This is a genomic window from Xanthomonas sp. NCPPB 3442 (assembly GCF_056725145.1).
Window position 1 is genome coordinate 3,460,350 of the sequence record NZ_CM161514.1, and the last position, 18,981, is coordinate 3,479,330.

An 18,981-nucleotide genomic window follows, 5' to 3' on the forward strand; every position below is an offset into this window, starting at 1 on the left:
ACGCGCACCATCAGGACAGGCGGCCCCGAGCATGCGGCCCGCAGCACCGTCATGTCACAAGCCGTACCGTCATGTCACAAAAAGCCATGTCACGAAATCTTACCGCAAGCGATTTTTCCAGCTGCTAGGATCTGCCCCGCTGCGGCGGGACTTGCTGCAGCGTCATCAGGAATGCGATCAGGAGAAGGAGATTTCGATGCAACCGCGATTCCCCGCCCTGCTCGTTCTTGCGACCTCGTTTTTCGCGGTCTCATGCACCGCCTCGCCCGGTGCCAAGGAGCAAACCACCATGTCAGCCACGCTGCAGGACCACACCGTCGCCTTCCGCGACCCCGCCCTGACCGACATCGCCCAGGCCATTGCGCACGGTGATGTGGCCCGGATCAAGGCACTCGCCCCCACTGTCGATCTCGCCGCGCATGGCGATCAAAACGTCACCTTGCTCGAATGGGCAATCTGGAACGAACAACCGCGCGCGCTGGCCGCATTGCTCGATGCAGGCGCAGACCCATCGCTCCCCGGCATGGACCAGGAAACGGTCGTGCACATGGCCGCCATGGCGCAAGACCCGCAGTATCTGCAGATCCTGTTGCAGCACAAGGCGCCGATCGATGTCGTCAGCGCGCGGGCGGGCTGGACGCCGCTGTTTCGCGCGGTGCAAAGCAAGCGCGATGCGCAGATCGATTTGCTGATCAAGGCCGGTGCAGATGTACAGCGCGTCGACCACACCGGCAACAGCCTGCTGCACCTTGCAGCGCAAAGTGGCGCAGCCAGCCCTGCAGTGCTCATCCTCCTCAAGGCCGGTGTCGATCCCACCGTGCGTAATGCCCAGCAGAAGACCTTCCAGGCGTATTTCTTCACCACGCCGGACCGCCTGCTCAACGCCAGCGGCCAGCAGGTCAGGTCGGACGTACGCGCGTGGTTGAACGCCCACAACATTCCCGTGGAAAGCAGCCGCTAAGCGCGCTTTTCGCATGACGAACGCAAGGAGCCGCGCATGAGCCCGTCAGAATCCTCTTCTTCCACCCCGTTCGCAGAATCGATGCGCGGGCAACAACCGCATCCGGAAGACCGCCAGCTTCCAGCGATGCTGCAGGACCTTTACGCCACCGCCGCCCAACGACGCGAAGGCGGCGCCGAAACCTTTGCCGCCCTGCCCAATGGCTGGTCGCGCATGGACGACCGCGCGCTGCAGCAGGCAGGCATCGACCCTGCACTGCTGCACGACGCCAAGAGCGGCTTCGATGCCGCGTTCTATCGCAATGATCAGGGGCAGGTGGTGCTGGGCTTCTGCGGCACCGACGAAGGCAAGGACTGGAAGCACAACATCGGCCAGGGCCTGGGCTTCGACGATGCGCAATACGCTTCGGCGATCCAGCTCGGTAGCCAGGCCAAACAGGCGTTCGGCGACCAGGTGGTGATCAGCGGGCATTCGCTGGGCGGCGGTCTGGCCGCGGCATCGGCAATGGTCAACGACATTCCGGCAGTGACCTATAACGCCGCCGGCGTCAACGACCGCACGCTGGAGCGCCAAGGTCTGGATGCATCGGCGGCCAAGGATTACGCCAACAGCGAATTGATCCGCGGCTACCACGTCAAGAACGAAATCCTGACCCATCTGCAGGAAGACAGCATCCCGCTCAAATGGGCCATGCCCAATGCGGCCGGTCATCAGATCGAACTGCCCGAACCGGACCCGTTGTCCTTCGGCCAGCGTCTGGTGCCGGGCATGATGCTCAAGCATCGGCTGGATCTGCACGGCATCGATTCGGTGATGAAGGCGCAGGACATGCAGTCGCAGGACCAGGCGCGCGGCACCGCATTGCAGCCCGGCAGCCAGCTATTCAACGACGCGGTGGTGCAGTTGGATGGGCAACGCGACCGCCTGGGGCTGCGCGACGACACCGCGTTTCTCAATACCGCTGCCAGCGTGGCCGCGCGTGCAGGCAACGATGGCTTGCAACGTATCGATCACCTGGTGCCCAACCGTGACGGCGACAGCCTGATCGCGGTGCAGGGGCGCATGGACGACCCGGCCCATCTGCGCAGCCATGTGCAGACGGCATCGGCAGCCAACGAGCCGGCGCAGACCAATGTCAGCCAGCTGCACCAGCACAATCAGCAACACACCCAGCAGCCGCCGCAGCAGCAGGAAGAGCAGCGCCGGGTGATTCAGCAGTAAGGCGCCAGTGGCCCGCGCAATGTCGCGGGCCACTCTTCGCCTGCACGCGGCTGGCAGCAGCGCGTCAAGGTCTTGCGCGCGATCGCTGTCGGCTTCGCGCAGTGCAGCGTGTCTTTGAGACTAGCGCGCGTATTCGAACCGCGGCGCGACATGGCCGACACCGTGTCATCGGAGTCGTCAGCCAATCGCGCACGGTGCGCAGAAGCGGCATGCCAGGCGCGGCACATGGCGCAACGCCGAGCATCGCCCAGCCCAGCCGCACTGGCGATTGCACAGCGGTGTGATACCTCGCTCGGTCGCTTCATCGTGGCGTTGCAGATTGCGGCGCGAGTTATCCAGCGCCTGCCATCGCCCGCAAGGTAATGCCGACCAGATAGGCTAGATAGGTGCCGGTGGCGTAGCCCATCGTGCCCAGCAGCACACCGACCGGCGCCAGAGCCGGGTGAAATGCCGCGGCAACCACCGGCGCGGAGGCCGGGCCGCCGATATTGGATTGCGAGCCGATCGCAAAATAAAAGAACGGCACCCGCAACAACCGGCCAAGCCCCCATAACACGGCAATGTGCACGGCAATCCAGATCAGGCCGAGCAGGAACAACCATGGCCGGTCCAGCAGCGCCAGCAGATCCATCTGCATGCCGATGCAGGCGATCAGGAAATACAACAGCAAGGTGCCGATCCTGGACGCGCCCGCGCCCTCCAGCGTGCGCGCACGGGTAAAGCTCAGCAGCAGGCCCAGGCTGGTCGCCAGCACCACCACCCACACGAACGGCGTATCCAGGCTGAACTGGCTGGCCCAATCCAACTGCGCCTTGCACCACGCGGCAAGGGGATTGGCCAGGGCATGCGCAAGGCCGACACCGCCGAATGCCACCGCCACGATCACCATCAAGTCGGCCAAGCTGGGAATGCGCGCATGCTCGGCCTGGAAGCGCGCCATGCGCTCCTGCAAGGCATCCAGCGCCCGGGTGTCGGCACCGCTGCGTGCATCGATCTTGCGCGCGCGGCCGGCCAGGAAGATCAGCGCCGCCATCCACACATAGCCCACGCCGACATCGACCACCGCGAACTGCCCGAACGTGGTTGCGTCCACATCGAACACTTCGCGCATCGCCAGCATGTTGGCGCCACCGCCGATCCAGCTGCCCGCCAGCGCTGCCATGCCGGCCCAGGTATCGCCGGCCACGGTGGCCGGATGCAGCCAGCGCATCACCCAGAACGCCACCACCGCACCCAGCATGATGCTTAGCGATGCGCCCAGATACATCGCCACCAGCTTGGGGCCGAGCCGCAGGATCGCGCGCAGATCGATGCTCAAGGTCAGCAGGATCAATGCCGCAGGCAGCAGTACGTCACGGGCGATCGGGTTGTACAACCTGGTGTTGGCACCATCGATCAAACCGACCGTGTTGTAGATGCCGGGCAGTAGATAACACAGCAACAAGGCCGGCACCACCGCGTAGAAACGCCGCCAGAACCCCTGCTCCCGCGCAGACGTCCAGAACACCGCGCCCAGGGTGGCGGCGATCAGGCCGAACACGACGATATCGTTTTGAATCAGCGCAGCACCGGCAGCATTCACGACAGGCGGACATCCAGAGAAGTAGCCGCCAGAGCGCGGACCGGACCCAGGTGGCCGATCCCTCGAATCTAGCCGAACCGGACGTCTGCGCAAACCCCGCACAGCTGCGGACAGCCGCCACCGTGGGCAATGGTTTACTGCAGCAAGCGACAGCGTTGCCTACGGCCTCAGCCGTAACGCCGCACCACCCGATCGCCGCCGCCGGTATTGACCACCACGCCGCTGGGCTGGCCGGTGGTCAGGCAGTGCAGTTTTGCCATCCATTCGGCAAAGTCCAGGGCGCCCTGCTCGCGCAAATACCGCAGCGGCGACCAGTGCGGGCGGGTTACCCACCAGCCGCCCTGTGCGGGGTGGATGCGTACAACATAACGAGACTCGTCCATCAGGCCTCCGGCCAGTGCGTCTAGCGGTCGAGCAAAGGCGCATGGGGCGTAGGGCCGCGATGCGCGAGGAATGGGAACGCCTTCTCCCGTCCGGTATGCCGGCGTGCCCTTACTCAAGGGGCCGCGGGAGAGTAGCCAATGGCCCCGCGTCCGGCATAGCCAGGATGTTCTTTTATGCATGCCAATGCCGTCGGGCTGACACTGGCAGGTCGGTAGGAAAATTCTTACGTGACACACATCACGTCCAGCGCTACATTCGGTCAGGACTGGTGAACGCCGCGTCATCAGCAACCGTCAGACGGGCGTGGACGGTGCGCAGTGGGTGATCAGTCGCTCTTAAAGACTGCCTCTGGGGAGGGGTTGCATGCATCTGCTTAGGAAATTCCAGTTTTCGGTCAAGACCGCCATGGTCATTGGCTATGTGTTGGTGATCAGGGAAGCGGTCGTGCTGTGGTCGTAAGGCTGTTGCACGGTTGAGCGTGTCGGCCAGGCATGTCGGTTGGCGGGCTGCAAAGAAGAGGTAACGCGCCTGGACCGGTGTCGGTGATCGGCACCGGTCACGTCAGCGTGCGTGCAGTGACGGTGCCTGCCGCTGACGGTGCGGCCGGCGCCGATCGTGTCAGGACCCAGGCTGCCAGAGATTTGCGTGCGTACCCGTCACGGCGTCTCAGTCCGCATCGACCCAGCCGCGCTGCTGCGCGGCCGCCAGATCCGCCAGCGTGTCGATATCCAATGCCAACGCCGGAGCGCTTACGCACCCCAGGCTCTGCATGTCCAGGCTGGCGAACAGGCCGCGCAAGCCGCTGTCGGCCTGCAATGGCACATCCGCCCAGGCCGCATGCGTGACCACCGCGGGAATGCCGCGCACGCCGCTGTAGCCACTGGTTGCACACCCGGAGACGGCGCGATCGGCTTCTTCCAGCAGGGAACGCAGATGCGGGGCATCCAGCGCAGGCTGATCGCACCCCAGGATCAGGCTGCGTCGCAATGCCGGGTCGCCCTGCACATGCCGGCGCAACGTGGCCAGGCTGGAGCCCATGCCCTCGGACCAATCGGGGTGCCGCAGTATTTCGACATCCAGATCCTGCAACACCTCGCTCAACGCATCAGCATCGGCACCCAGCACGACCACGCAGCGGCGTGGCGCAGTCAGTAACGCAATGCGAGCAGCGCGATGCAGCAACGGCTCGCCATCGCGCATCAGCAATTGCTTCGAGCGGCCAAGCCGGCGCCCTGCCCCGGCGCCCAGCACCAGTGCGGCGTGATCGCCACTCATGCGCCGTACGCTGCTGGCGTGGCGGCAGCAGCGTGCGGTGCTGGTTGCCAGACGGCGGGAGCGTGGCGCTTTCCGACGTCGTCACCACGTGCGGAATGGTGGGTGGCGAAGAAGCTAACGCGAACAGCATCACGCGAGACGTCGACGTGGCGATCCGGAACAGGGGTCATGGCGACGTGCTGCTTGAATGGAAGACAGCTGCAGCCTAGAGCGCCGGCTGTGCGTGCAAGGTGACTACCCTTTGCGTGCGCTGTGGATGCATTGGCGAAGGCCTGCCCATGGCGATGCAGATCACAGCGTACTGTCGGAGGCCTGCCACGATAGTGCTCGAAAGCAGCTGTGTGCGACCCGACCGGCTGCGATGCGCCTTGATGACTCACGCACGCGGCAGGAGCAGCCAGCGACTTATCGGCTTGCGGTCACGGCCTGTAGATCCACCACCGCTTGCGTGGCTTCGGCGATGATGCCGAGCGCGATGGTGTGCGGTGACGAGCGCCCCATGCGCCAGCCCGCCGGCAAACGCAGACGTGCGAGTGCGGCATCGCCATACCCAAGCGCCCGCAAGGCCTGTAAGCGACCTTCGCGCTTCTGCCGGCTGCCGAGGATGCCGATGCAGGCAACAGGGGACGCCAAGCCGCGCTGCGCAACCTGCATGTCGATCTCGGCATCGTGGGCCAGACTATACAGCGCGGTGTCGGCATCCAGATGCAGGTCCTGCAGCGCATCGCCCAACGCACGTCGGTCGTAGTGCTCGGGCGCCAAGCCCGGCGGCGGTTCGCCCGGACCATGCGGCCGCAACACGCGCACATCGATGCCCATCTGGCTGGCCAACGACACCAGCGCCAGCAGCGATGGGTCGGCGCCGACCAGCACCAGCCGTAACGGCGGACGATGAGTGCGCACGAATTCGCCTGCACGCGCGTCCTGTGCATTTGCCAGGTAACGCACCGTGCCGGACGCACGATCCAAGGCCACATGAAATGCACGCCGATGCTGGCGCGCGTTACGCCAACGTGCGAGGTGCTCGCCCAGATCCGGCACCGGCCACACCAGCACGCCGATGCGCCCGCCGCAGCTGAGCTGGATGTCCAGCACCTGGCTGCCTTCGCCATAATCCAGCCAGCGCGGCTGACCATCGCGCAGCGCTGCCATGGCTTCATGCGCCACCGCCGCCTCGACACAGCCGCCTGAGACATAGCCTGCCACGCTCCCATCGGCGCTGATGGCCATCTCGCTCCCCAACGGCCGTGGGGAGGAGCCTTGCACATCGATCAAGGTCGCCATCGCCACGCGCTGCCCTGCACGCTGCCATGCGCTCAACGTTGGCAACAAATCGTCGAGCAACGCGTAGCCCGGCCATGCCGGCCACGCCGGCGGCGCATGCGCGACCGGGGCAACCACCGCGCTCACGCGCGCAGCATCTCGGGCAGGTGCGGCAGCAATTTGTCCAGGGTCACCGGATAGTCGCGCACACGCACGCCGGTTGCGTTGTAAACCGCATTTGCGATGGCTGCTGCCACGCCGCAGATGCCCAACTCACCCACGCCCTTGGCCTTCATCGGCGACGATAGCGGGTCGCTTTCTTCCAGGAACACCACGTCCTGATGCGGAATGTCCGCATGCACCGGCACTTCATAGCCGGCCAGGTCGTGGTTGACGAAAAAGCCCAGGCGTTTGTCCACTGCCAGCTCTTCCATCAGTGCCGCGCCGGCGCCCATGGTCATGCCGCCGATGACCTGGCTGCGTGCGGATTTGGGGTTGAGGATGCGTCCTGCGGCGCATACGGCAAGCATGCGCCGGATGCGCACTTCGGCGGTGGCCACATCCACGCCCACCTCGACGAAATGCGCGCCGAACGTGGAGAGTTGATGCGTCTTGCTGAGGTCGCCGAACTCGATCTTGTCTTCCACCACCAGCGCGCCACTGGCCGCGGCATCGCCGAGCGCAATGCGCTTGCCACCGGCGCGCACATAGCCATCGGCAAATTCGGCAGCGGCCGGATCCAGGCCCAATTGCCTGGCCACCGCTTCACGCAACTTGACTGCGGCCGCATAGACGCCTGCGGTGGAACTGTTCGCGCCCCACTGCCCACCGGAGCCTGCAGAGGCCGGAAAGCTCGAATCGCCCAGGCGCACATCCACCCAGTTCAGCGGGACCCCGAGCATTTCCGCAGCGGTCTGCGCAATGATGGTATAGGAGCCGGTCCCGATATCAGTCATGTCGGTTTCCACCACCACGCGCCCGCCCTGCTCCAGCCGCATACGCGCGCCGGAGGTCGTGACCGGCGCATTGCGAAATGCCGCCGCCACGCCCATGCCGACCAGCCAACGACCGTCGCGCGTGCTGCCCGGCCTGGCCTTGCGCTTGGACCACTCGAATCGCTTTGCGCCATCTTCCAGGCATTTGACCAGCTGACGCTGCGAGAACGGGCGTTGCGGATTTTCCGGGTCCACCTGGGTGTCGTTGACGATGCGGAACTTGACCGGATCCATGTCGAGCTTTTCGGCCATCTCGTCCATGGCGATTTCCAACGCCATCAATCCCGGCGCCTCGCCCGGCGCGCGCATGGCATTGCCTTCGGGCAGATCGAGCACGGCCAGACGGGTCGTAATCAGGCGGTTAGCACCAGCGTAGAGCAATTGCGTTTGTGCAGCGGCGTTTTCCGGGCTGCCGTCGGGCAAGTCACCCGACCAGCTTTCATGCGCAATCGCCGTGAGCTTGCCGTCGCGCCCGGCCCCAAGCCGGATGCGTTGCACCGTGGCCGGGCGGTGGGTGGTGTTATTGGCGATCAGCGGCCGCGGCAACATCACCTTGACCGGACGTCCGACCTGACGCGCGGCCAGCGATGCCAGGACTACATCGGCACGCAGGAACAGCTTGCCGCCGAAACCGCCGCCGACGTACGGCGACATGATCCGTACGTTTTCGCGCGGGAGGCCCAGCGTCCTGGCCAGATCGCCGGCACCCCAATTGATCATCTGATTGGATGTCCACACGCTGAGCTTGTCGCCATCCCACATGGCAATCGATGCGTGCGGCTCCATCATCGCGTGCGAATGATCCGGTGTGGTGTATTGGGCATCCAGTTGCACCGGCGCTGTAGCGAAGGCAGCGTCGAAGTTGCCGACATTACTGTTGGGCGCGTCGCCCTTCTTGGTCACCTTGGCGCCGGCACGGGCCTTTTCCAGATCGTAGGCGCCAACGTGCCGGCCGTAATCGACCTTGATCAACTGGCCGGCCGCACGCGCCTGCTCGAAGGTTTCCGCCACCACCACGGCAATGGCCTGGTGGTAATGCGCGATCTCGGGGCCGCCCAACAGCTTGGCGGTGTTGAACTTGCCCTTTTGCAACTTGCCTGCGTTCTGCGCGGTCACGATGCCCAGCACGCCCGGCGCCTTGCGCGCCGCGCTCAGATCGATGCTGCGAATGGTGCCCTTGGCGATGCCTGCGCCCACCACATGCCCGTAAGCGGGCTGGCCCGGCAGGTCGTGATGTTCGTAGGCATACGGTGCCTGCCCGGTGGTCTTGAGTGGCCCGTCGATACGGTCGACGGGCTTGCCGACGACAGTGAGCTGATCGATGGGATTGGTGCCGGCGGGAGTGTCGAATTTCATATCAGGCCCTCGTGTCGGCCAGGATCGCGGTCAAGGTGCGCTCGACCAGCGGCACCTTGAATGCGTTGTGTTCGGTGGGCTGTGCGCCGTCGAGCAACACGGACGCAATGGCGCGGGCACCCTCTTTCGCTCTGGCTTCGGCAGCTTCGCTGCGCCATGGCTTGTGCGCGACGCCGCCGACTGCGACGCGCGTACTGCCGTCGCGCTGAACGACGGCGGCCACCGACACCAGGGCGAACGCATACGAGGCACGGTCGCGCACCTTGCGGTACACGTGCGTGCCACCGAGCGGCTTGGGCAAGGTGACGGCGGTGATCAATTCGCCGCGCTCCAGCACGGTTTCCAGGTGCGGCGTCGTTCCCGGTGCGCGATAGAACTCGGACAGGGCCACGGCGCGCGTCTGCCCATCCGGGCGCACCGTTTCCACCACGGCATCAAGCAGGCGCATGGCAATGGCCATATCGCTGGGATGGGTGGCAATGCACGCATCGCTGGCACCGATGACTGCCAGTTGACGGTTATAGCCACCGATGGCCGCGCAGCCACTGCCAGGCAGTCGCTTGTTGCACGGCTGATTGGTGTCGTAGAAATAGGGACACCGCGTCCGTTGCAGCAGGTTGCCGGCCGTGGTGGCGCGATTGCGCAGTTGTCCCGAGGCACCGGCCAGCAATGCGCGCGACAGCACGGCGTAATCGCGGCGCACGCGCTGGTCGGCCGCCAGATCGGTGTTGCGCACCAATGCACCGATGCGCAGGCCGCCCTCAGGCGTGGCCTCGATGGTATCCAGGCTCAGGCCGTTGACATCGATCAGGTGCGACGGCGTTTCGATCTGCAGCTTCATCAGATCGAGCAGGTTGGTCCCGCCTGCGATGAACTTGGCACCGGGCTGGCGCGCGGCCTTGGCTGCCGCATCGGCTGGCGAGGTGGCCCGCTCGTAGCTAAAGGCCTTCATGCGCGGCCTCCGGCAACGTCGTTGATGGCTTCAACGATGTTGGAATACGCACCGCAGCGGCAAATATTGCCACTCATGCGCTCCTGCAATTCGGGTGTGGTGAGCTTGGTCTTTCCGGTGAGGTCTTCGGTGACATGGCTGGGGATCCCGCGCTTCACCTCGTCCAGCACCGCCACTGCCGAACAGATCTGCCCGGGCGTGCAATACCCGCATTGGTAGCCATCGTGCTTGACGAACGCCGCCTGCATGGGATGCAACTTGTCCGGCGTGCCCAACCCTTCGATGGTGGTGACCTTGGCGCCCTCGTGCATCACTGCCAGCGACAGGCACGCGTTCATGCGTTGCCCGTCGACGATGACCGTACAGGCGCCGCACTGGCCGTGATCGCAGCCCTTCTTGGTGCCGGTGAGATGCAGATGTTCGCGCAGCGCATCCAGCAAGGTGGTGCGGTTATCCAGCGTCAGAGCGACCGGCTTGCCGTTCACCTCGAAAGCGACCTGGCTGGATGCATTGGCAGGCTCGGTTGCCGGCCGCTGCGAGATCGCAGTGGCGGCGGTGGCGGCCATCGACTGGGTTGCGGCAACGCTGGCTGCCGATGCCGTTCCTGCGATCAATACCTCGCGACGGGTCATCTTGATGTCTCTCATGGCTGGCATCTCCAACAATGCTGGCTTTTACAGTTCTCAATCAATGTGCAGCGCTGCCGGTCACAAGCGCGTGAGTGCGCGGTGGCGCCTGCGGGCGTGAAGCGGTGTATTGCCCGATTCTAGTAGCCGCCTTTGCCCGCATTAGCGCTGGGTGCTGCATGCGCCTATGAAAGACGCTCATCACTGCGAGTAACCAGGCCCATGCGCCGATGACGTTGGAGACGGACGGGCCGGCCGAACAGTTCTTGGAATGTGCACGTGCAGCACGTTGGTTGGCCGCCGTGGGCTGCGAACGAACGAAACTCGAGAAGTATTGGTTGCGCTCGCCAGCAGCGTCATGCAGGCGGCGGCCCTTGCACACGTCGAACTACGGAATTCACGCGCCGGCGCTGCGGACGCATCGCCCGCGCTCAGTACCGCGGGCTGGATCAGAACTCCAGCGCGATCTTGCCGAGATGCCCACCGGCCTTCTGCAGCGCGAACGCTTCACCGATCTCATCCAGCGCAAAGCTGCGATCGATCACCGGCCGCAGCGGCAAGCTGTCGAGTGCGCGCACCAGGTCCTGTTGATGCCTGCGGCTGCCAACGACCAACCCCTGCAGGCGTTGCTGGCGCCCCATCATTTCGGCAGTCGGAACCGGCCCAGCGGCACCGGTCAACACACCGATCAAGGCGATATGCCCACCTACGCGCGCTGCACGGATCGATTGCGTCAGCGTGCCCGGGCCACCGACCTCGACCACATGGTCCACCCCACGCCCTTCGGTGATGTCCAGGACCTGCGCCGCCCATTCGGGATGCTGCCGATAGTTGATGAGGTGGTCGGCGCCGAGCGCTCGCACCTTCTCCAGTTTCTCGTCGGATGAGGAAGTGGCGATCACGCGCGCACCCATCGCCTTGGCAAATTGCAGCGCGAAAATCGACACGCCGCCGGTGCCTAGTACCAATACGCTGTCACCGGCCTTGAGCCCGCCATTGACCGCAAGCGCGCGCCACGCGGTAACGCCGGCAGTGGTCAGCGTCGCAGCCTCGGCATGGCTGTAACCGCGGGGCGCATGGGTGAATGCCTGCGCGTCGGCGACGACCGCCGAGCGCGCATAGCCATCGACGCCATCGCCTGGGGTAGTGGCAAAACCGGCATGCAAGGGCTCGCCGTCCAGCCACTGCGGGAAGAAGGTGGACACCACATGATCGCCCACTGCGAACTCGTCCACCTCCGGCCCCACTGCTTCCACCACGCCGGCGCCATCGGACATCGGAATACGCCCGTCTGCGGTCGGCATCTGCCCGAGCACAACGCCCAGATCATGAAAATTGAGCGAACTGGCATGCAGGCGGACGCGGATCTGACCGCGTGCAGGCTGCCCCGGATCGGGCAGTGCAACCGACTGCAGCGATGCGATGGCGGCGGGATGGCGAAGACGAATGGCGTGCATGGGGAGCTCCTGAGCGTGATTCAGTACTCGGGATAGCATGCTGTCCGTTACGCAAACGCAGTCGAGCTGGCTCTGACATCTGTCGCGGTGCGTGGTGATGCGCTGCAGCGAGCGCTGCTGCAGCGGCTATCGCGCGTGGCGACGTGGGCAAGCGGGCTGTTGCATGCAACGTGAGGCAGCAATCACAGATCTGTTATTGCACGTGTTGCTGCACCTCGGCACGCGCGCCGCGACGCGTAGGCTGGCACGGCGGTTGCATCGCCCTGGTATCCAGACAGGTAGCCACAGTGACGTCAACAAGCAAGCGGCGGCGGCAACGTGCTCAGCGCATCGCGCTGCATTTCGTACTGACTGTGTCTTGGATGTTGTTGCTCGGCTCGGAGTATTGGTCCATCCACGAAGAACGCGCGACCGCGCTGCGTAGCGCACAGGCGCAGTCGTTGAATCTGGCCAATTCGCTGGCGCAGCATGCCAGCGACACCCTGTCCATTGCCGACGCAGTGCTGTCCGGGTTGGTGTCGCGGGTCGAACACGACCAGGGCTCCAGCGCGGCGCGTTCTGCGATGCATGAGTTTCTGGTGCGCGAAGCGCGCCGCTCCGATCGCCTGCATGGCATCTTCATCTATGCCGCGGACGGCAGTTGGGTGAGCTCGTCGCTGGACAGCACCCCCAGGACCCACAACAACGCCGACCGCGCCTATTTCAAATACCACCGCGACCATCGCGACGCCTTGTCGCTGGTCGGCCCGCCCGTGCAAAGCCGCTCGGACGGCTCCTGGGTGCTGACCTTGAGCCGCCGTCTCAACGCGCCCGGCGGCGAGTTCGCCGGCGTGGTGCTGGTCACCCTGCAGCTGAAGTATTTTCAGAACTACTACAGCACCTTCGAAGTTGGCCCGCACGGCACCATCGGCATGACCAACGACGATGGCATCGTGATGGTGCGCCGGCCAGACAAACAGGGCGTGATCGGCACCTCGATCGCGGGGACGTCGATCTACGTGACCATGCGCGCGCACAAGCACGGCACCGCCACCTATCGCTCGCCGATCGACGGCGTGGAGCGCATCTCCAGCTTTGCACCGGCGCGCCCCTATCCGCTGACCGTGCTGACCGGCGTTTCGGTCGACGATGCGTTGGCGAACTGGCGGGAAGCCGCGCGCCAGCGCATCGTGGTGGCCGCGCTGGGCTGCACCCTGCTGCTGGGCGTGGGGATCTGGCTGGATTTGCAACTGCGCCGCATGCATCGCAACGAAGCCAAGCTGAGTACCGAAGCCTGGGTAGACGCATTGACCGGCATCGCCAACCGGCGCGCCTTCGACCACCGGTTATCGCGTGCGTTGCAGGACGCGGTTCGCCTGGAGGCGCCATTGTCGGTGCTGATGATCGACGTCGACCACTTCAAGCTCTACAACGACACTTATGGCCACGTGAACGGCGATGCCTGCCTGCGTTTGATCGCAGGCGCCATTGCCGGCTGCTCGCGCCGCAGCGAAGACCTCGCCGCGCGCTACGGCGGCGAAGAGTTCGGCATGATCCTGCCGCATACCGATGCCGCCGGCGCGCTGCGCCTGGCCGACGCCGTGCGCAATGCGGTCGCCGAGCTCGGCCTGATGCACCTGTCCAGCCCCACCAGCGCGCACGTCACCGTGAGCATCGGCGCAGCCACCTTCGAGCCGGGCGAAGCGCCGCTGAGCCCCAACGCCATCGTGCACGATGCCGATTCGGCGCTGTATCGCGCCAAGCAGAAGGGACGCAATCGCACATCGGCCTAGCGCTGCCGGGGTGCCGACAACCTGCGGTAGAGGTCACGCTGTTGTCGCGAGGTGGATGTCGCGAGCCGGAAGCAACGCATGGACGGCGCACCCACTCCATGCGTTACGCACAAGCCTGCGATGGAGGGGCGCTGCACGTACGACCCGCGCCTCCGAGCACGCGTGACACCCGCGTGGCTCTTGCCGCCGTTCTGCCGAAACCGGCCAATGCCTGCGCGGACTTCCCATAACGCGGAAGGCCCGCGCAATGCGGGCCTTCCTGGATGAGGCAACGACGAGCTGTCCTCAGAACGGTTGTGATTACCAAAAGTGTCAACAACTACTCGCCGGCCAGGCAATGCAGCTACTCTCTTCGACTGAGCCCGGTCGAACGTAAACATCTGCACTTGCCAGCGCAGAGCATCGACGCGGTCCCGGCCTCCGGCTTCCGGCTCCCGGCTCCCGGCTCCCGGCTCCCGGCTCCCGGCTCCCGGCTACCGGCTACCGGCTCCCGGCTACCGGCTACCGGCTCCCGGCTTGAGATACTGCAAGCAGCCAAACCTCTTCCGCTGGACTGAAGCCAAGCTGTGCCATCGCCCATCAAACCGGTAGCACGGTCCCGACGAGCCCTTCCCCCATGCAGCCCCTCGCGGCACGCTCAGCAGAACACTAGGTAGCGCAGAGTGAGTCGACCGCGGTCAAATTGTCATCTCGCAGACAGGAACCAAGGCATTGACGAACGTGCTTATGGACTTAAGGGCGGAAAGGAAGCGCACATTGAACGGCGGACGACTACCCACAAATCCAGGATCAATTCACTTTCTGCTAGAACATGAATTAGCTCCAGTCCGGCGGCAATGGACGCCACGCTCCCGCAGCTTCCTCTGAAAGCTTTTCAAGAGCCCGACGCGCTCCGACGAAGTCTCGCTTAGCCAGCGCGGAACGCAGGCGCGCGAACCGATCCACGGCTTGCTTATCGCCAGCCTGGAACGCGAGCAGGCTCGCCAGCGGCACATCAAAACAGACGACATCGTTTACATCGCGCTCGATAAGCCGACAAAGGTCCCGCTCCCAGCGAACTGTTCTTGGGGCCCAAGCGACGTCCCCCCGCCCTGAGTAGCGGCCGCGTTTAGAGTCCGGGGTTGATGATATCGGTGTTTGCCAGATGTTGGGCATAAGCGGACGGCGTCATGCCGCCAATGGCCTTCTTGGGTCGCTCCTCGTTGTATTCGCGTCGCCAGCGTTCGATCTCGGTACGCGCATGCAGCAGGGTTGGGAACCAGTGCTCGTTGAGGCATTCGTCGCGCAGCCGGCCATTGAACGATTCGACGTAGGCGTTCTGGTTTGGCTTGCCAGGCTGGATCAGCCGTAACTGCACGCCACGCGCATGTGCCCAGGCCACCATCGCTTTGCCGCAAAACTCCTTGCCGTTATCTGTGCGGATCACCTGTGGCAAGCCGCGACTGTGCGCCAGCCGATCCAGCACGCGTGTCACGCCATGGCCCGAGATTGCGCGCTCCACCTCGATGGCGATCGCTTCGTGGGTTGCATCGTCCACGATCACCAGACACTTGATCACTCGGCCTTCGGCGCTGCGGTCGAACACGAAATCCATCGACCACACCTGATTGGCCTGCGATGGCCGCAGCAGCGGCTGACGCTCTCCTATCAGCACCTTTTTGCGCTTGCGGCGCCGGACCTGCAGCTGCTGCTCGCGGTACAACCGCTCCACACGCTTGTAGTTCACGATGCGTCCTTCCTGTCGTAATTTGAGATAGATCATCCCCACACCATAACGGCGATGGCGATGCGCCAACGCACAGATGCGTTCGCGCAGTTCGACGTTGCGATCTTCGCTCGGGCAATATCGCAGCGCACTGGCGCTCATGCCGATCACTGCCAACGCACGACGCTCGCTGGCACCACGCCCGATCCACTCGCGCACCAGCATGCGACGCGCCGGTGCGCTCACCACTTTTTTCGCAGTGCATCCTTGATCAGGTCGTTCTCGAACAGCTGCTCGGCCAGCAACTTCTTCAGCCGCGCGTTCTCGGACTCAAGGTCCTTGAGCCGCTTGGCATCGGGCACGCTCATCCCGCCGAACTTGCTGCGCCACAGATAATAGGAAGCCTCGCTGAAGCCATGCCGCCGGCACAGGTCCTTGATCGCCACACCGGCATCAGCTTCGCGCAGGAAGCCGATGATCTGTTCTTCGGAAAAACGCTTCTTCACGTCCAATCTCCTTGGGGTAGGGAATTGGACTCCAAACTGAGGTGCTACTCAAAATTGGGGGGACGTCGCAAGCACGACAATCTGAGTAATGTCCATTATTCGCAATCGCAATGACATTGTGAAGCTGGAAGCCAACAGATTGAATAAGATGATCATATGAGGAAGTATCGGGGTTCCAAGCTGGGCAGAGCACCATCTGTGCACGACCGAGCAGATCAGCAACTCGGCGCGCCTCGATAAGTTCACTGCAAATAAGCACAGAGAACGCACCCCAAGCCGAGTGTATTACGGTCCTTGGCAGCGAACTCACATGCGGAGGAGCAAATGAAACCGGCGTTTTCTGCTTCAAGAGCATGGCCGCCTCTTCTCTTGCTGGAAGCCGCTTTGTCCATGGCCACGCCGCGACAGAGAAGAAGGGCCCCGGAAGGACCGCGAAAACTTGATTTGCGACATAGGGCTGCGTCTGCGTCCCATGATGGATGTATTCGAGACCGACGACCACTCCATAATGACCGGCCTTTACGACATGATTCGCGACAGTACGGAACCATTTCCGAGGCAAGGAGAGTTCAGGCAGAACGAGCAACTCAACAGCCTTGCCTCTAGATGCTGCCGCTGCCTTCTCCAAGACATCGGTCAGCCCCTGAAGTCTGCTCTTTGTTAGCCTAGGGGCACCGTACGAGCTGCCAGGGGTGCGGGTAGCTGCCCCGATCCATGCGGCGTCATCAACAACGAGATTCCCCAGTATTACCCGGGGCTCCATTGGCACGGCGCCAGCCGCTAGCGGACTTCCAGCTAAGGGCCGCTCAATCGAGATCGTACTGCGGTCAAGGACAGTACCGACAGCATCCTTATACTCCGTACCGCGAACTGCGTTAACTATTCGAATAAGATCATCGAAAGTGGAGGCATCAAACCCTTGCTCTTCGACACGAAAAAGCCAGCGCCGTGCAATGTCGAAATACGATGGTGGACGTGTACAAAGGAACAAGCGAGCGGCGGGCATTATCCAGGATGGATCACCAAGACCTTCGCACTGGGCAATGTATTCATCTATGGCCTGCAGTCGAGTTGCCAACTCCTTGTTCCTTGACAGCCCCGAGCGAAGCCATTGGCGGTCGACATTAGTAGAACGTCGACTTGGAAGCCCATCGTCTTCTCGGTCCCGCGAACGGAGGTCAGCTGAAGCAAGCTGCTCAGCACGTCGACGAAGTACTGTCGCCTTCACTTCCACTGTCCTAACCCTTAGGCCGCCAGGGAAGCGAGTGGCAATAGCTTTGGCATCCATGCCAATTGGTAGACAGGAGCAGATCGCCTCCAATCGACGCTCATGAAGGTAGTTGCGAAGCCACGTCCACGGGGCATGGCGACTGGAATCGATTTCGTTACCTCGGTAGTAGAGCTTGCTCGTCGTCGCTTTCAGAGCATCCACACTTCCCCATACGCGATCGGTGCGCTTACGAAGTTCCGTAGCAGACTTCCAGTCACCGGTACAGATTGCGAGCTTCAGAAGTCGCAAGGTCACGTCTAGGTCGTTTACCCAGCTATCCTCAGCATCAAGCACCCGCCCTACTCGCTCTAGGCTTGTTCTTACAAGGTCCCGAGCTTCTTTGTGATCGATAAGACTTGATACACGCTCAAGCGAACGGAGACTCGTGGATAACGCAAAACGTTCGAGCCGAGCGCGGTCAGCCTCCCGGAGAACTCGCAAGGGGGAGCCTTCCACGTTGCCCGCACGAATGAGGTGGCTAACACCGTCCCCCACCAACGTAGATGAATCTACAAAGGCGCGCCGCTCGCTCAATGCCTTAGCAAAATCTGACGCGACAGCGTCTACGAAGTCCGCACCAGGAACACCCGCCAAGTGGTGCGCACGAACCTTTCTTTCCTGAAGCTCGAACTCCGAACCCCGACGATTAAGCGCTTCCGAATCCAGTCTAAAAACACCGGTACCGCTCGGCTCGATGTTCGAATTGAGCGGAAGAAACCGCCGAATCGTATCAGCCAAATCTCGCTCGCCATCCGCATCGGCAACGATTACCAAATCATCCACATATCTCTTGTAGCAAATTACACCAGGGCGAGATGCGACATGATTATCGAGCGGTGCAAGAGCGAGGTTAGCTATCAGCCTACTCGTCAACGCCCCTATCGGAACCCCTATGCGTATGGGCGTCGCTGCACGCGCTGACGCCACCCTATAGAACCTAGCGTACGCACCAAGTAACGACGCCGTAGCATGTCGATAGTCACCTATGAGAGATTCATCTGCCCCAGCACTCACCAGATCCGCAATTAGCGAGCTATCCAACATGAAAGAGGGATCGATGGTCTCATAGAAATTCGCAAGATCACCGCTAACTATTAGCGTCTGATCACCAAGCTCAAGATTGAATTTTGCCGCACTGAGCGGAGCTGAACGGAATTGCTGATAACGTTTCGGCCAGTATTCAAACAGCCAGCGGCGATGGGGAACAACCCCCCCCTGACGAAGATCTAGCCTGTAGCCCAATACATCACTTGAGAGGAGAGAATCCAGAAGACCACCAAACCGCCACAAGTAGAGAACTTCGGCGATTGCAAAGTCCGGATGTGGCGTTATTCGCAGCTGAACCTCAATCGGTTTAGCCGCGCTATCCTCACGACTTGCCCCGATGCGTATGAGCCCATTAGATCCGTCTGGACTGGTATGAAAGCGCTTCGGCACTATCCACACTTCACCAACCTCAAGTTCATCGAACCACTTACCATTGGACAGCTTTGCCTGAAGCAATTTTAGGTTGTCAGGCAGACTCTGTTCGTAGGCCGCGAGCTCGACAAGGCCAACCCCGCGCTTCTCAAAGAAGAGCGCAGACTTCGCCTGACGAAATGCGAGATAGAGTTCTGAGATTGATGGAACTTTTGAGCCCTTGATCACCGAACGCGC

At 63.0% G+C, this 18,981-nt stretch carries 13 protein-coding genes; 3 read left to right on the forward strand and 10 right to left on the reverse strand.

Annotated features, from left to right (window positions below):
* The first annotated feature begins 151 nt into the window (after nucleotides 1–151).
* Entirely contained in the window at nucleotides 152–961 is an 810-nt protein-coding gene (locus tag AC1POX_RS14945) for an ankyrin repeat domain-containing protein (RefSeq protein WP_372356327.1), read from the forward strand.
* A 36-nt stretch (nucleotides 962–997) separates the two neighbouring features.
* The gene (locus tag AC1POX_RS14950) at nucleotides 998–2,182 is read left to right on the forward strand and encodes a Tle-like phospholipase domain-containing protein (protein ID WP_029819872.1); all 1,185 of its coding nucleotides are present in this window, start codon (nucleotides 998–1,000) and stop codon (nucleotides 2,180–2,182) included.
* 331 nt (nucleotides 2,183–2,513) lie between these two features.
* Here the strand turns inward: AC1POX_RS14950 and AC1POX_RS14955 are convergent, their stop codons facing one another.
* From AC1POX_RS14955 to AC1POX_RS14990, 8 genes are all read right to left on the reverse strand, one after another.
* A complete protein-coding gene (locus tag AC1POX_RS14955; protein WP_029819873.1) occupies nucleotides 2,514–3,764 on the reverse strand; it encodes a DUF819 family protein in 1,251 nt (416 codons plus the stop codon).
* 167 nt (nucleotides 3,765–3,931) lie between these two features.
* On the reverse strand, nucleotides 3,932–4,147 hold the full coding sequence (locus AC1POX_RS14960; protein WP_008572430.1) for a hypothetical protein: 216 nt from the start codon (nucleotides 4,145–4,147) through the stop codon (nucleotides 3,932–3,934).
* Nucleotides 4,148–4,814: 667 nt separating this feature from the next.
* Nucleotides 4,815–5,423 (reverse strand): nucleotidyltransferase family protein, encoded by a 609-nt coding sequence (locus AC1POX_RS14965; protein WP_372356328.1) that lies wholly within the window; start codon nucleotides 5,421–5,423, stop codon nucleotides 4,815–4,817.
* A gap of 405 nt (nucleotides 5,424–5,828) precedes the next feature.
* Nucleotides 5,829–6,833, reverse strand: a complete 1,005-nt coding sequence (locus AC1POX_RS14970) for an XdhC family protein (protein ID WP_372356329.1) — start codon at nucleotides 6,831–6,833, stop codon at nucleotides 5,829–5,831.
* Nucleotides 6,830–9,037: an aldehyde oxidoreductase molybdenum-binding subunit PaoC gene (gene paoC / locus AC1POX_RS14975; protein WP_126952683.1), complete on the reverse strand. Its 2,208-nt coding sequence runs from the start codon at nucleotides 9,035–9,037 to the stop codon at nucleotides 6,830–6,832. The genes AC1POX_RS14970 and paoC overlap by 4 nt, the downstream gene beginning before the upstream one ends.
* A gap of 1 nt (nucleotide 9,038) precedes the next feature.
* Nucleotides 9,039–9,989 (reverse strand): FAD binding domain-containing protein, encoded by a 951-nt coding sequence (locus AC1POX_RS14980; RefSeq protein WP_071117639.1) that lies wholly within the window; start codon nucleotides 9,987–9,989, stop codon nucleotides 9,039–9,041.
* Nucleotides 9,986–10,636 (reverse strand): aldehyde dehydrogenase iron-sulfur subunit PaoA, encoded by a 651-nt coding sequence (gene paoA / locus AC1POX_RS14985; protein ID WP_029819880.1) that lies wholly within the window; start codon nucleotides 10,634–10,636, stop codon nucleotides 9,986–9,988. Before paoA ends, AC1POX_RS14980 begins: the two co-directional genes overlap by 4 nt.
* A gap of 428 nt (nucleotides 10,637–11,064) precedes the next feature.
* Entirely contained in the window at nucleotides 11,065–12,072 is a 1,008-nt protein-coding gene (locus AC1POX_RS14990) for a zinc-dependent alcohol dehydrogenase family protein (protein WP_014090655.1), read from the reverse strand.
* 287 nt (nucleotides 12,073–12,359) lie between these two features.
* On the opposite strand from AC1POX_RS14990, the gene AC1POX_RS14995 reads away from it, so the two are divergent.
* Nucleotides 12,360–13,844 (forward strand): sensor domain-containing diguanylate cyclase, encoded by a 1,485-nt coding sequence (locus tag AC1POX_RS14995; RefSeq protein ID WP_277574015.1) that lies wholly within the window; start codon nucleotides 12,360–12,362, stop codon nucleotides 13,842–13,844.
* Between the two features lie 1,108 nt (nucleotides 13,845–14,952).
* On the opposite strand, the gene AC1POX_RS15000 is transcribed toward AC1POX_RS14995, so the two are convergent.
* Together AC1POX_RS15000 and AC1POX_RS15005 are read right to left on the reverse strand one after the other, a co-directional pair.
* A protein-coding gene (locus AC1POX_RS15000; protein WP_372356330.1) for an IS3 family transposase occupies nucleotides 14,953–16,055 on the reverse strand; the annotation gives its coding sequence in 2 pieces (ribosomal slippage) (nucleotides 14,953–15,797 and nucleotides 15,797–16,055; 1,104 coding nt in all).
* The gene (locus AC1POX_RS15005) at nucleotides 16,003–18,972 is read right to left on the reverse strand and encodes an RNA-directed DNA polymerase (RefSeq protein ID WP_372356331.1); all 2,970 of its coding nucleotides are present in this window, start codon (nucleotides 18,970–18,972) and stop codon (nucleotides 16,003–16,005) included. The genes AC1POX_RS15000 and AC1POX_RS15005 overlap by 53 nt, the downstream gene beginning before the upstream one ends.
* Nucleotides 18,973–18,981 lie beyond the last annotated feature (9 nt).